Here is a 12,715-nt window from a genome sequence, read left to right on the forward strand (position 1 = left end):
CCCGGTACCCCGTCCGCCCACCCGTCCGATCTCCTGCCGTTCCCCAGTGAGGTGCTTTCCGTGGCAGCCGCTCCGCCCTCCCCGCCCGCCGCCGACGAGCCGGCCTCCACCGAGGACAGTTCCCGCGCGGGCGCCCTGATGACGAGCGCTGTAGCCGTCCTGCTTTTCGTCGTGAGTCTGTTCGGCACCGAGAGCCCGCCGTCCGACGTCCCGGCTCCGCCGCGCGCCGCGCCGGTCGGAGTGTCGGCGCCGCCGGTCGAACGGCCGGCGGAGAAGAGCACCCGCCATCTGCCGCGATCGAAGCCTGTGCGGCTGCGCATCCCGGAGATCTCGGTCGACGCCCCGTTCACGGCCCTCGCCATCGGCCCCAAGGGGCAGTTGGAGGCCCCGCCGCCGGACGACGTCAACCTGGTCGGCTGGCACGCGAAGGGACCCTCGCCGGGCGAGATCGGTACGTCGATCATCGCCGGGCACGTCGACACCAAGACGTCCCCCGCCGTGTTCGTGAGCCTCGGGGAACTGGAGAAGGGCGACAAGTTCCACGTCGAACGAGCCGACGGGCGCAAGGCGTCCTTCGTGGTCGACGACGTGGAGACGTTCGAAAAGGACCACTTCCCGGACGATCGCGTCTACGGAGACGCCGATCGGGCCGAGGTCCGCCTCATCACCTGTGCGGGTGAGTACGACCGTACGGCACGGGACTACACCGAGAACCTCGTGGTCTTCGCCCACCTCATCTGAGGTGCCTCCGGTCACCCACGTAGTTCATACGAGTCGCGCTCTTCACAGGACCGGCACAGGATCGAGGAACGCCGACGTCGATCACCGTGACCGACGTTCACCCCGCCCCCCCGACGAAGGAGCTGTGCGCAGGATGACCACCACGTCCGACCGAGTTTCGGGACCGCTGACACAACAGGTGTCACAGCGTGTCTCCCAGTCCGTGTTCGACGGTTCCAGACTTCGTGTCGTCCTGCTGGTCGACGTCTACGACGGAGCACAGCAGGAGTTCCTGGAGGCCTACGAGCACCTGTGCCACCAGGTCGCGTCCGTTCCCGGACATGTCAGCGACCAGCTGTGCCAGTCCATCGAGAACCCCTCCCAGTGGCTCATCACCAGCGAATGGGAGAGCGCTCCGCCGTTCCTCACCTGGGTGAACAGCGAAGAGCACGTGGACATGGTGGCACCGCTGCACAACTGCGTCCGGGACACCAGGTCGTTGCGCTTCCACATCGTCCGCGAGACCGGCGGCCCGGCGGCGGGCGTCGAATCCGGACAGCGCCGGCTCCAGGCGGCACCGAGGATCGGCGACGGCGTCATCCGGCACGCGCTCACCTTCACGGTGAAGCCGGGCAGCGAGGAGACCGTCGCCCGGATCCTCTCCGGCTACACCTCGCCGGAGCCGCGCGTCGACGACGACACCCGGCTGTGCCGCACCTCCCTGTTCATGCACGGCAACCGGGTGGTGCGGGCCATCGAGGTGCGGGGCGACCTGCTGGCCGCACTGCGCCACGTCGCCCGGCAGCCCGAGGTGCGGGCCGTCGAGGAGGCCATCAACCCCTATCTCGAGCAGCAGCGCGACCTCGACGACCCCGCGTCCGCGCGGGCGTTCTTCACCCGGGCCGCCCTGCCGGCCGTACACCACGTGACGGCGGCGCGGAAGATGTCCGACGCGGCGCGGCAGGCGCTGTACTACCCGGCTCGCGAGGGCTGCGGCATGCGGCTGGCCGAACTGCTCGCCCAGCAGGACGAGGCGGCGGTGGACGATCCGCGCGGCCCCGTGCTGTGCAGCACCATCTTCCAGCGCGACGACGTCGTGATGCGGCTGATCGACGTCCAGGGCGGGCTCGACGGCGAGTCCGCCCCGGTGCTCGGCCGCGGCGATGGCGGCCGGATGGCCGAGCTGACGTCGCTCCTCGACGTCGAGGCCCTGGGCACCGACGCCGCCGCGCTCGCGGGCGGCGACGCGGCCCGCCTGCTCACACTCGCCCGCATGGAACTCGTCACCGACCGCTGCGCGCCGGAAGCCTGAATCGTCAGCCCACGGACCGTAGCGGCCACGCCGCCGTGTCGATACGGCACCCGATCGGAGGAAAGTCGTGACCAAAGCCAATCCCGGCATCGTGCACCTGAGCGAGGTCGAGCCCAACACCCGGCGCGGCGGCGATCTGCGCGCCATGCTCACTCCCGCCACGGTCGGCTCCACGAGTGGCTTCATGGGCGTGGCCATCGTGCAGCCAGGCGACCGCATCGCCGAGCACTACCACCCCTATTCGGAGGAGTTCGTCTACGTGGTCTGCGGGCAGCTGGAGGTGGACCTCGACGGAGATCCACATCCACTCCAGCCCGAGCAGGGGCTCATGATCCCCGCCTATGTACGGCACCGCTTCCGCAACGTCGGCAACGTGGAGGCCCGCATCGTCTTCCACCTCGGCCCGCTGGCCCCGAGCCCGCCGCTCGGCCACGTCGACACCGAGGGAACCGAGACGGTCGCGGTCGCCGCGGAGCCGGTTCCCGTGGGCGAGGCGCCGGTCGCGGAACGACAGGTGCGGTCATGAACAGGCGTGTCGCGGTCACCGGCATAGGCATCGTCGCCCCGGGTGGTATCGGCGTACCGGCGTTCTGGGACCTGCTGTCCCACGGGCGTACCGCGACGCGGGGCATCACCTTCTTCGACCCGTCCGGACTGCGCTCGCGGATCGCCGCCGAGTGCGACTTCGACCCGGTGGCCCACGGGCTGGACGCCGACCAGGTCGACCGGTGCGACCGGTACATCCAGTTCGCCCTGGTGGCCGCGGAGGAGGCGGTACGGGACGCCGGCCTCGACCTCGCCGGGGAGAACCCCTGGCGGGTCGGGGTCTCCCTGGGCACCGCGGTCGGCGGCACCACCCGGCTTGAGCACGACTACGTCCTGGTCAGCCATGGCGGCCGGCGCTGGGACGTGGACCACCGGGAGGCCGAGCCGCATCTGCACCGGGCCTTCTCGCCCAGCACGCTCGCGTCGACGGTGGCGGAGCGGTTCGGGGCGTGCGGACCCGTGCAGACCGTCTCCACGGGCTGCACCTCCGGGCTCGACTCGATCGGGTACGCCTTCCACACGATCGAGGAGGGCCGGGCCGATGTGTGCATCGTCGGCGCCTCCGACTCGCCGATCTCGCCGATCACGATGGCGTGCTTCGACGCGATCAAGGCCACGTCCTCCAACAACGACGACCCCGCTCACGCCTCGCGTCCCTTCGACGCGGACCGCGACGGGTTCGTCATGGGGGAGGGCGGTGCCGTACTGGTCCTGGAGGACCTCGAACACGCCCGGGCCCGCGGCGCGCGCGTGTACTGCGAGATCGGCGGCTACGCCACCTTCGGCAACGCCTACCACATGACCGGGCTGACCCGGGAGGGCCTGGAGATGGCCCGGGCCATCGAGCTGGCACTCGACCACGCACGGCTCGACGGCACGGACATCGACTACGTCAACGCGCACGGGTCGGGCACCCAGCAGAACGACCGTCACGAGACGGCCGCGGTCAAGCGGGCTCTCGGGCCGCACGCGTACGACACCCCCATGAGCTCCATCAAGTCCATGGTGGGTCACTCCCTCGGCGCCATCGGGTCGATCGAGGTCGTCGCCTGTGTGCTGGCCCTGGCCCACCAGGTCATACCGCCCACGGCGAACTACGAGACCCCGGACCCCGAATGCGACCTGGACTACGTCCCGCGTGTCGCCCGCGAGGCACGACTGAACAGCGTGCTCTCCGTGGGCAGCGGGTTCGGTGGCTTCCAGTCCGCGGTGATCCTGACCCGGCCCAGGGAGAAGACACCATGAGCGAACCACATCGACGGCGCGCGGCCGTCACCGGAATCGGCGTGGTCGCGCCCAACGGAACCAGTACCGAGACCTTCTGGAAGTCGACCAAGGAGGGCCTCAGCGTCCTGGACCGGGTCACCCGCGACGGATGCGAGAACCTGCCGCTGCGGGTGGCCGGCGAGATCCGTGAGTTCGACCCGTCGGCGGCGATCGAGGAGCGCTTCCTCGTGCAGACCGACCGGTTCACGCACTTCGCCATGGCCGCGGCCGACTTCGCCCTCGAGGACGCCCGCCTGCCCCGGTCCGACACCGACGGCACGCCGTTCTCCGTCGGTGTGGTCACCGCGGCCGGTTCCGGCGGCGGCGAGTTCGGGCAGCGGGAGCTCCAGCAGCTCTGGGGAAAGGGCAGCCGCTTCGTCGGCCCGTACCAGTCCATCGCCTGGTTCTACGCCGCCAGCACCGGCCAGATCTCCATCCGCCGCGGCTTCAAGGGGCCGTGCGGTGTGGTCGCCGCCGACGAGGCCGGCGGCCTGGACGCCCTCGCGCACGCGGCGCGGGCCGTGCGGCGCGGCACCGATGTGATCGTGGCCGGGTCGACCGAGGCGCCGCTGGCCCCGTACTCGGTGGTCTGCCAGCTCGGCTACCGGGAACTGAGCACGGAGGACGACCCGACGCGCGCCTACCGCCCGTTCACCACCGGGGCCTGCGGCTTCGTGCCGGCGGAGGGCGGCGCCATGCTCGTCGTGGAGGACGAGACCTCGGCCCGGGAGCGGGGCGCCGAGGTGCGGGCCTTCGTCGCGGGGCACGCGTCGACGTTCACCGGCGCCTCCGGCTGGGAGCGGTCCCGGCAGGGGCTGGCCCAGGCGATCAAGGTCGCCATGGACGAGGCCGGTTGCGTCCCGGAGGAGATCGACCTGGTCTTCGCCGACGCCCTGGGCGTGCCCGAGGCGGACCGTGCCGAGGCCCTGGCCATCGTGGACGCCCTCGGCCCGCACGGCGGGCGCGTACCCGTCACGGCGCCGAAGACCGGCATCGGCCGCGGCTACTGCGCCGCGCCCGTGCTGGACGCGGCGGCGGCGGTGCTCGCGATGGAGCACGGGGTCATCCCACCCACCCCCAACGTGTTCGACATCTGCCATGACCTCGACCTCGTGACCGGCCGCGCGCGTGCCGCCGAGCCGCGTACGGCACTGGTCCTCAGCCGGGGACTCATGGGGTCGAACTCGGCGCTGGTGCTGCGGCACGGCACCACGGACGCCTCGCGGTGAGGCGTCGCTTAGCAAAAGGAGAGGATACGTATGACTCACGAAATCACGGCGGAGGAGCTGGCCGAGCTCATGAAGAAGGCCGCCGGAATCACGGTCGCCCCGGATGACCTGCGCGAGCAGCAGGACACCGGGTTCGACGCCTTCGGCATCGACTCGCTCGGTCTGCTGGGCATCGTAGGCGAGCTGGAGAATCGTTACGGCACGCCGATGCCGCCGGACGCGGAGCGTTCCAGGACGCCCCGGCAGTTCCTCGACCTCGTCAACAGCGCGCTGCCGGCGGGAGCCTGACATGGCCGGGCACACGCAGAACGAGATCACGATCGCCGCACCCGTCGACATCGTCTGGGACATGACCAACGACGTGGCGAACTGGCCGAACCTGTTCAGCGAGTACGCGTCCGCGGACATCCTGTCCCGGGAGGGGAACAAGACCACCTTCCGGCTCACCATGCACCCCGACGAGAACGGCAAGGTGTGGAGCTGGGTCTCCGAGCGGGAGACGGACCGTGACACGCTGTCCGTCACGGCTCGCCGCGTCGAGACCGGACCCTTCGCGTACATGAACATCCGCTGGCAGTACGAGGAGGTTCCGGAGGGCACCCGGATGGTGTGGACCCAGGACTTCGAGATGAAGCCGGACGCCCCGGTCGACGACGTCTGGATGACCGACAACATCAACCGGAACTCCAAGGTCCAGATGGCCCTGATCCGGGACCGCATCGAGCAGGCCGCCGGCGAGCGCGAGCCCGTGCCGAGCCTGACCGACTGAGTGGGACGGAGAACCGCACGATGCACCAGGCTCTGATCGTCGCCCGCATGTCCCCGGGGTCGGCCCCCGACATCGCGAAGATCTTCACCGAGTCGGACCGAGGCGAACTCCCGCACCTCATCGGGGTGTCGGGGCGCAGCCTGTTCCAGTTCGGCGATGTGTACCTGCACCTCATCGAGTCGGAGCAGGACCCCGGACCCGCCATCGCCAAGGTGGCGGGACACCCCGAGTTCAGGGACATCAGCGAGCGGCTGTCGGCGTACGTCTCCGCGTACGACCCCGCGACCTGGCGTTCGCCGAAGGACGCGATGGCGCACTGCTTCTACCGCTGGCACCGGGACGCCACCGGCTGAACCGTCCGGCTCGCCGCCGGCCGCCGGGCACGCGTGACGCGCGTGCGGGGCGGCCGGCGGCCTGTGGACGCCGTTCACCGGGCGGCGCCACCCGGGACGGTGCAGTCGAACGCGTGCAGATACGGATTGACCGGCCGCACGTCGTCGATCACCAGGCCCGCCTCGGTGAGCCGGGCGATCATGCTCTCGGTGGTGTGCTTGGCACCGCCGACGTTGAGGAGCAGCAGCAGGTCCATCGCCGTGCTGAACCGCATCGAGGGCGTGTCGTCGACCAGGTTCTCGATCACCACCACCCGCGTTCCGGGGCCGCCGGTCTCGATGACGTTGCGCAGGGTCCGCGAGGTGCTCTCGTCGTCCCACTCCAGGATGTTCTTGATGATGTACACATCGGCCTGGACCGGGACCTCCTGCCGGCAGTCGCCGGGCACGATCCGCACCCGCTCCGCGAGCGCACCGCCCACGCGCAGCCGGGGGTCGGCGTTCTCCACCACCCGCGGCAGGTCGAGCAGGGTCCCGTGCAGCGAGGGGTACTTCTCCAGCAGGCTCGCCACCACGTGCCCCTGACCGCCTCCGATGTCGGCGACCGAGGAACTCCCCGACAGGTCGAGGAACTGCGCGACGTCCCGCGCGGACTGCATGCTCGACGTCGTCATCGCGCGGTTGAAGACGTCCGCCGACTCCGGGGCCTCCTCGTTGAGGTAGGTGAAGAACTCCTTGCCGTACAGGCCCTCGACGACGTTGCGGCCGGTGCGCACCGCCTCGTCAAGCTGCGGCCACGCGTCCCAGGTCCACGGCTCGGTGCACCACAGGGTGATGTAGCGCAGGCTGTTCGGGTCGTCCTCGCGCAGCAGCCGGGACATGTCGGTGTGCGCGAACGTCCCGTCCCGCTGCTCGGTGAAGACGCCGTAGCAGGACAGGGCCCGCAGCAGCCGGCGAAGCGGCCGCGGCTCGGTCTTCACCGCCTTCGCGATGTCCTCCACGGGCATGGGGGAGTCACCGAGCGCGTCGGCGACGCCCAGCCGGGCGGCCGCGCGGAGGGCGGCGGCACACGCCGCCCCGAACGCGAGCTCCCTCAGCCGCATGGACGGCGGTGGGGCGGACTGTGCGGTCGTCATGTGCCGCCTTCCTTCCTTACAGGGGTTTTCGGGATCGTTTCGGCCGGTCGGTCAGCACAGTCCGGCGGGCTTGGACGCCGCGCAGGAGTTGCTCTCGAAGGTGTTGCTCCGGCCGGTGTCCGCGTTGACGAGGTCCGCCGGGGAGTTGTTCTCCAGCGTGTTGCCGGTGATCCGGTTCCGCTCGTTGGGCGCGCCCACCATGCTCTTGACCAGGACGATGCCGCCCGACATCGAGAAGCTGCCGGCGTTGTCCCTGATCACGTTCCGGGTCACCAGGGTGTCCTCGGCGCCGGTCAGGACGATGCCGGAGCCCTGCAGCGCGTCCAGCCGCTCGGTCTTCGGGCAGGACTTGTTGTTCGCCACGATGCGGTTGTCGCGCACGGTCAGGGCGCCGGCCCGCGGCTTGTTCTCGTCCCCGACGACGAACACGCCCGCGCAGTTGCCCGTCACCTGGTTGTCCGCGACGGTGAGGTTGCGCAGCCGCCGCACGGTGAGACCGATCCGGTTGTCCTCCAGCCGGTTGCGCTCGACCACCGCGCCCTGGGTGTCCGCCGCGCCTTCCTCGGCCTTGATCGTGTTGGCGAGGAACAGGCCGGCGTCGCCGTTCTCCCGGGCCGTGTTCTTGAGGAACACGCCGCGCACGGAGCGCTCCTGGGCGATGCCCCACACCCCGTTCTTCACCGCCGTCACGTTGCGCACGGTCAGCCGGTCCGTCGAGAGGGCGAAGATCCCGGCCCTGGTGAAGCCGGTCACGGTCAGGTGGCCGACGGTGACGTCCTCCAGCTTGCGGTCCTTCGCGCCCACCACGCAGATGCCGTTGCCGTTTCCGGCGCAGCTGCGCTCCTCCGCCTTCTCCTGGCTCGGCTTGATCACCGTGCTGCGGCCCATACCGAGCAGCTTCAGCCGGGGCGTGCTCACCGTGACGCTCTCGTGGTAGACGCCGGTGGTCACCAGGACGGTGTCGCCCGGCTTCGCCTTGTCGACGGCCTTCTGGATCGATTGCCCCGGAAACACCAGATGGGTCTCGGGGACGGCGATCGGCGGCGCGGCCCCGACCCCCGCCCCGATGAGCACCGCGGTGCACGCCAGGTACGCGATATGGCATTTCGTCATATTCCGCACCATAGAATCCGATAGACGGTAAACAGCCTGGATAGGCCATCCGACGGCGTGTCCTCGCCGGGGCGTTCCCGGCTGCTCCGGCTCAGCGGCTCGGCGCGGTGGTGATCGTGGCCCGCAGGGCGACGCGCGCGCCCGCGGCCAGCACGGGCGCCAGCACGATCCCGAGCGCGGCGAGCGCCCGTTCGGTGGCACTGAGCCGGCGCCAGCCGATCACGTTCCGCCCGCTGATCACGTCCAGCGCCAGCACGACCTCCCCGACCACGGGGACGAAGAGGAGATGATCGTGGATCTCCTCGTGCGTCAGCTCGGAGGCGATGGCGAGGTCGCCGTCCGCTGCGGCCCGCTCCCCGGCGATGATCTCCAGTCGGTGGTGCTGGGGTTGCGCAGCCTGCGGGTGACGGTCTCCTCCCTGCCGCTCACCGACTTCACGGAGATGGTGACCTTGTGCTCCTGCTTCGACCGCGACGAGGCCTTCCGGGTCAGCTCCGTCGCGTGCTTGCGGCTGTCGTTCGCCGACTGGGACTCGGAGCTCTGGGAGGTGAACCCGGAACTCGCGGAGCCGGAGATCACCGGGATGCCGCCGGACACCGTACCGGTGACGTTGAACTGGTTCGAGTGCTGCTGCTGCGAGGTGACCGACTGGGACAGCTCCGTGTTGTCCGTGACGCCGGTCTCGCTGACGTTCTCCAGCGAGTCGGTGACGATCGAGGTGAACTCCTTGCTCTGCACCGACCATTCCTTCTCGACGACCGCCGTCTCCTCCAGCGGCGCCAGCGGAACGGTGGCGATCAGCTCACCGCGCTCGATGCCCGCGGGAGCCATCTCCAGCCGTTCGAGGTTGAGCATGCCGAGCGGGGACCGCGCGGTGTCGGCGGCCAGCCGGGCGAGCGCGGCGGCGGTCACCCGGGCGGCCCGCGCGCCCGCCGCACGCGTCCGTACGGCCGTCAACGCCTTTCCGAAGGCGCGCAGTTCCGCCACGTCCACCCCGGCCAGGGCGGCTCCGGGCGGGGCCGTCTCACCGGGCTCCGTCTCGTAGGCGCTCAGCACCTCCACGACGTCCTCGGACACCCGTCCGAGCCGCCCCGCCGCCGCGACCTCGCCCGGCCGCAGCCCCAACTGCCGCACGAACCCCCGCTTGGCCAGTGCCCGGCCGGGATCGGAGACCGGCACGTCCAGCGGTACGAGGGTGGCCTTGGCGACGCTGCGGGTGGCGCTCTCCAGCACGGGCGGTGCCACGGCGCCGACAGCGCGCCCGCCCTCGTCCACCGGCGGCTGATCCGTGCTCGTCATGACGCTGCTCCCCGGCGAAGGTCGGTCGGTCCAGGGAACAAGCATGTGGCGCGGCCGACGACAGGGGGGAGGGCGTGCCAGGCGCACTCGGGGAGCGCCTGAGGCGCCGTGGGAGGACGTGACGAGACGCGTCCTCCACGTCGTCAGCGCCAGTCGCCGGTGAGCCAGGCGAGCAGGCGGGGATCGGACTCGCCGTCGCAGCGCACCGCCTCGATCGTGAAGACCTGGGCGGTCGCGATCGTCGTGAACGTGCGGTCGAGGTCGCCGGTGACGTCGCCGGGCTCCCCGACCGTCACGGGGTCGTCGGCCACGGCACCCGGCTCCGGGACGCCGCAGCCGACACCGGGGAGGGGCTGACCCAGGTACCAGCCGCCGACGAACACGGCGTACAGGACGGCGGCGGCGCCCAGACGGCGCGGGGTTATCCAGGTAGGCACGCCAAGCAGTCTTCCACAGCGCCGAGTTGGACGATCAGGCGTGGGCCTGCAGCGCCGCGATGCCCTCGTGGGCCAGCGCCTCCGCGTACCGGTTGCCCAGCCTCGGGGCCAGCTCCAGTGCCTCCCGGTGCAGCCGCAGGGCCTCCTCGGGCAGGCCCGCGAGCCGGCACGTCTCGGCGTAGCCGTTCAGATAGTGGATCTTCCAGTGCTCCTCGAACAGCTCGTCGAGCAGCGTGAACGCCTCCCGGTGGCTGGCCAGCGCCTCCTCGTACCGGCCCATCTGCCGCTGCGCGACGCCCAGGCAGTTGAGGCACCACGCCTGGTTGTCGAGGTGACCGTCGTCGCGGGCGATGGCGAGCGCCCGGCGCAGGTGTTCCACCGCCTCGTCGGGCTCCTCCCCGGCGATGGCCACGCCGAGCGTGATCCGGGCCGTCAGCGCGGGCGGCCAGGCCGGGTCGGTGTGCGGGACGGCCAGCACCTCCCGGGCCCGGCGCGCCGCCTCCTCCCGGTGCCCCAGCTGCAGCGTCGCCCAGGCCTCGGCGGCCGCCGCGTGGGCCGCGCCCGCCGGGGCACCGGCCTTCTCGTACAGCCGCCCCGCCAGCCGGAAGAGCTCCAGCGGCTCCTCCACGTGTCCCGCGTCCCAGCTCAGATAGCCGCGGCGCATGGCCAGTTCGGCCTCCGCCGGCGTGTCCGGCGTCCCGGACAGCGCGCGGGCGGCCGCCTCGTACGCGGCGGCGGCCTCCGCCATCCGGCCCGCGTTGTACCGCGCGAAGCCCAGGTCGCTGTGGGCCTCGGCCAGGCGCAGCGGATCACCCAGACGCTCGGCGGCGGCCAGCGACCGCTCGAAGAGGACGTTGAGATGCGTCGTGCCGCAGCGCCGCGCGAAGTACGACCGCAGAAAACGCGGCAGCTCGCACACATGCTCGTCCGCGCCCACGGCGGCGGCCGTCTCGAAGGCGGCGATCAGGTTGCCGTATTCCCTGGTGAACCACGCGAAGGCCGTGTTCTTGTCCGGGAACCGCGGCAGAGCGGCCGGCGGCAGTCCGGCGGAGGGCGGCCGGCCCGTCGACACGAACGGCATCGCGGCGTCGGCGGCGGCCGCCGCGTGCACGTAGTAGTCGAGCACCCGGCCCAGCGCCCGCTCCCGCTCGGCCGCCGGGTCCTGTTCCGCCGAGGTCCGGCGCGCGTGCTGGTGCACCAGGTCGTGCAACCGGTAGCGGTCCGCCGTCGGCTGCTGGACCAGATGCGCGTCGAGCAGGTCCTCCAGCATCGCCTGGGCGTCGCGCAGCGGTACGTCCGCCAGTGCCGCGACCACGTATTCGTCGAAGGACGCCCCGGGCAGCAGACCCAGCATCCGGAACAGGCGGGCCTGCGACCGGTTCAGCTGCCGCACCGACATGGCGAACGCGGTGTCGAACTCGCTCGCGCCCTCGGCCATCCGCTCGACGAGGATGCCCACCGTCCAGCCCGGCCGGTGCCGCAGCCGTGCCGCCGCCAGCCGCAGGGCCAGCGGCAGCCGGCCGCACAGCCGCAGCACCTCGGCGGCGGACCGCGGGTCGCGGCCGAGCCTGCTGTCGGGGCCGCCGGAGTCACCGCTGGCCCGGGCCAGCAGCTCCGCGCTCTCCTGCTCGGTCAGCACGTCCAGCGACACCGGGGGCACCTCGTCCAGCCCGACGAGCCGGTTGCGGCTGGTGATCAGGGCGACGGAGGGGCCGGCGCCGGGCAGCAGCGGACGCACCTGGCCGGCGTCGGCGGCGTTGTCGAGCACCACGACGACCCGCCGGCGGGCCAGTTCCGCCCGCCAGCACGCGGCCAGTGGCTCGCCGCCCTCCTGCGGCACCCGCTCGGACGGGACGTCGAGCGCGCCGAGCAGCATCCGCAGCGCGGCGTCCGGGTCCAGCGGGGGCCGGCCCTCGGTGAACCCGTGCAGATCCACGTAGAGCTGGGCGTCCGGGAAGTCGGCGGCGAGCCGGTGCGCGGCGTGCACCGCGAGACAGGTCTTGCCGACGCCCGCCATCCCGTCGACGGAGACGGCGCGGTGGCTTTCGATCGCGGCGAACACGGCGGCGAGCCGCTCCTCGCGCCCGGTGAAGTCGGGCACGTCACGCGGCAGATCGTTGCGCGGCACCGGCCGGGCCTGGCGGCTGCTCCGCGGCGGTGCCGGCAACGGGTTCGAGGTGCGTTCCCACAGCGGCCGCAGCGGCCGCGGGTCACGCTTGACGAGACGGCACAGGGCGACCACGGCGGGCCAGGGCGGCACGGTCTGCCCGTTGAGGTAGCGCGACAGCGACGACGAACTGAGGCCGGTGTCCCGCGCCAGCGCCCGCACGCCGAGCCCCGACAGTTCCTGGAGCAGACGCAGCCGCGCCGCCAGTTCGTCCTGCGGGCCGGCCTGCGCCGCCCGCCCCTGCACGTCGTCCACTGTTCCCCCCGCATCTCCGTCCCGTCGCGGCAGAAGTCTCGCCAGCCAAGTCGCCGCTGGTCAAGGCTGTTTCAGCTGTCCCACGGTGTCCCATCGCCGTGGTCGCGGCACGCCGGCTCGGCTGTCATGGAGTC

Annotated in this window: 14 protein-coding genes; 8 read left to right on the forward strand and 6 right to left on the reverse strand. The window is 71.6% G+C overall.

Annotation, left to right across the window (positions count from 1 at the left end):
• Nucleotides 1-60 precede the first annotated feature (60 nt).
• From ACSU6L_RS36670 to ACSU6L_RS36705, 8 genes are all read left to right on the forward strand, one after another.
• Nucleotides 61-741, forward strand: coding sequence for a class F sortase (locus ACSU6L_RS36670; RefSeq protein ID WP_437064001.1), 681 nt, complete (start codon nt 61-63; stop codon nt 739-741).
• 133 nt (nt 742-874) lie between these two features.
• Nucleotides 875-2,032: a SchA/CurD-like domain-containing protein gene (locus ACSU6L_RS36675; protein ID WP_437064002.1), complete on the forward strand. Its 1,158-nt coding sequence runs from the start codon at nt 875-877 to the stop codon at nt 2,030-2,032.
• Between the two features lie 91 nt (nt 2,033-2,123).
• Nucleotides 2,124-2,558, forward strand: a complete 435-nt coding sequence (locus ACSU6L_RS36680) for a cupin domain-containing protein (RefSeq protein WP_437065172.1) — start codon at nt 2,124-2,126, stop codon at nt 2,556-2,558.
• On the forward strand, nt 2,555-3,823 hold the full coding sequence (locus tag ACSU6L_RS36685; RefSeq protein WP_437064003.1) for a beta-ketoacyl-[acyl-carrier-protein] synthase family protein: 1,269 nt from the start codon (nt 2,555-2,557) through the stop codon (nt 3,821-3,823). The genes ACSU6L_RS36680 and ACSU6L_RS36685 overlap by 4 nt, the downstream gene beginning before the upstream one ends.
• A complete protein-coding gene (locus ACSU6L_RS36690; RefSeq protein ID WP_437064004.1) occupies nt 3,820-5,073 on the forward strand; it encodes a ketosynthase chain-length factor in 1,254 nt (417 codons plus the stop codon). The genes ACSU6L_RS36685 and ACSU6L_RS36690 overlap by 4 nt, the downstream gene beginning before the upstream one ends.
• A gap of 30 nt (nt 5,074-5,103) precedes the next feature.
• Nucleotides 5,104-5,361 (forward strand): acyl carrier protein, encoded by a 258-nt coding sequence (locus tag ACSU6L_RS36695; protein WP_437064005.1) that lies wholly within the window; start codon nt 5,104-5,106, stop codon nt 5,359-5,361.
• A 1-nt stretch (nt 5,362) separates the two neighbouring features.
• Nucleotides 5,363-5,842, forward strand: a complete 480-nt coding sequence (locus ACSU6L_RS36700) for an SRPBCC family protein (RefSeq protein WP_437064006.1) — start codon at nt 5,363-5,365, stop codon at nt 5,840-5,842.
• 20 nt (nt 5,843-5,862) lie between these two features.
• Entirely contained in the window at nt 5,863-6,195 is a 333-nt protein-coding gene (locus ACSU6L_RS36705) for a TcmI family type II polyketide cyclase (RefSeq protein WP_437064007.1), read from the forward strand.
• A gap of 74 nt (nt 6,196-6,269) precedes the next feature.
• Here the strand turns inward: ACSU6L_RS36705 and ACSU6L_RS36710 are convergent, their stop codons facing one another.
• From ACSU6L_RS36710 to ACSU6L_RS36735, 6 genes are all read right to left on the reverse strand, one after another.
• Entirely contained in the window at nt 6,270-7,310 is a 1,041-nt protein-coding gene (locus ACSU6L_RS36710) for a methyltransferase (RefSeq protein WP_437064008.1), read from the reverse strand.
• A 51-nt stretch (nt 7,311-7,361) separates the two neighbouring features.
• Nucleotides 7,362-8,423 carry a right-handed parallel beta-helix repeat-containing protein gene (locus tag ACSU6L_RS36715; RefSeq protein WP_437064009.1) on the reverse strand — a complete coding sequence of 354 codons (1,062 nt, stop codon included), beginning with the start codon at nt 8,421-8,423 and terminating at the stop codon, nt 7,362-7,364.
• A gap of 91 nt (nt 8,424-8,514) precedes the next feature.
• Nucleotides 8,515-8,694, reverse strand: coding sequence for a hypothetical protein (locus ACSU6L_RS36720; RefSeq protein WP_437064010.1), 180 nt, complete (start codon nt 8,692-8,694; stop codon nt 8,515-8,517).
• Nucleotides 8,695-8,732: 38 nt separating this feature from the next.
• A complete protein-coding gene (locus ACSU6L_RS36725; RefSeq protein ID WP_437064011.1) occupies nt 8,733-9,722 on the reverse strand; it encodes a hypothetical protein in 990 nt (329 codons plus the stop codon).
• 143 nt (nt 9,723-9,865) lie between these two features.
• Nucleotides 9,866-10,159, reverse strand: a complete 294-nt coding sequence (locus ACSU6L_RS36730) for a hypothetical protein (RefSeq protein ID WP_437064012.1) — start codon at nt 10,157-10,159, stop codon at nt 9,866-9,868.
• Nucleotides 10,160-10,193: 34 nt separating this feature from the next.
• Complete coding sequence (locus ACSU6L_RS36735; RefSeq protein WP_437064013.1) at nt 10,194-12,581, reverse strand: tetratricopeptide repeat protein; 2,388 nt, start codon at nt 12,579-12,581, stop codon at nt 10,194-10,196.
• Nucleotides 12,582-12,715 lie beyond the last annotated feature (134 nt).

This window comes from Streptomyces sp. enrichment culture, assembly GCF_964272855.1.
Lineage (GTDB): Bacteria > Actinomycetota > Actinomycetes > Streptomycetales > Streptomycetaceae > Streptomyces.

Coding starts and splice junctions, on each gene's coding strand:
- ACSU6L_RS36685 (WP_437064003.1), top strand. CDS start 2,555: ATGAACAGGCGTGTCGCGGTCACCGGCATAGGCATCGTCGCCCCGGGT.
- ACSU6L_RS36690 (WP_437064004.1), top strand. CDS start 3,820: ATGAGCGAACCACATCGACGGCGCGCGGCCGTCACCGGAATCGGCGTG.
- ACSU6L_RS36675 (WP_437064002.1), top strand. CDS start 875: ATGACCACCACGTCCGACCGAGTTTCGGGACCGCTGACACAACAGGTG.
- ACSU6L_RS36725 (WP_437064011.1), bottom strand. CDS start 9,722: ATGACGAGCACGGATCAGCCGCCGGTGGACGAGGGCGGGCGCGCTGTC.
- ACSU6L_RS36715 (WP_437064009.1), bottom strand. CDS start 8,423: ATGACGAAATGCCATATCGCGTACCTGGCGTGCACCGCGGTGCTCATC.
- ACSU6L_RS36705 (WP_437064007.1), top strand. CDS start 5,863: ATGCACCAGGCTCTGATCGTCGCCCGCATGTCCCCGGGGTCGGCCCCC.
- ACSU6L_RS36710 (WP_437064008.1), bottom strand. CDS start 7,310: ATGACGACCGCACAGTCCGCCCCACCGCCGTCCATGCGGCTGAGGGAG.
- ACSU6L_RS36700 (WP_437064006.1), top strand. CDS start 5,363: ATGGCCGGGCACACGCAGAACGAGATCACGATCGCCGCACCCGTCGAC.
- ACSU6L_RS36695 (WP_437064005.1), top strand. CDS start 5,104: ATGACTCACGAAATCACGGCGGAGGAGCTGGCCGAGCTCATGAAGAAG.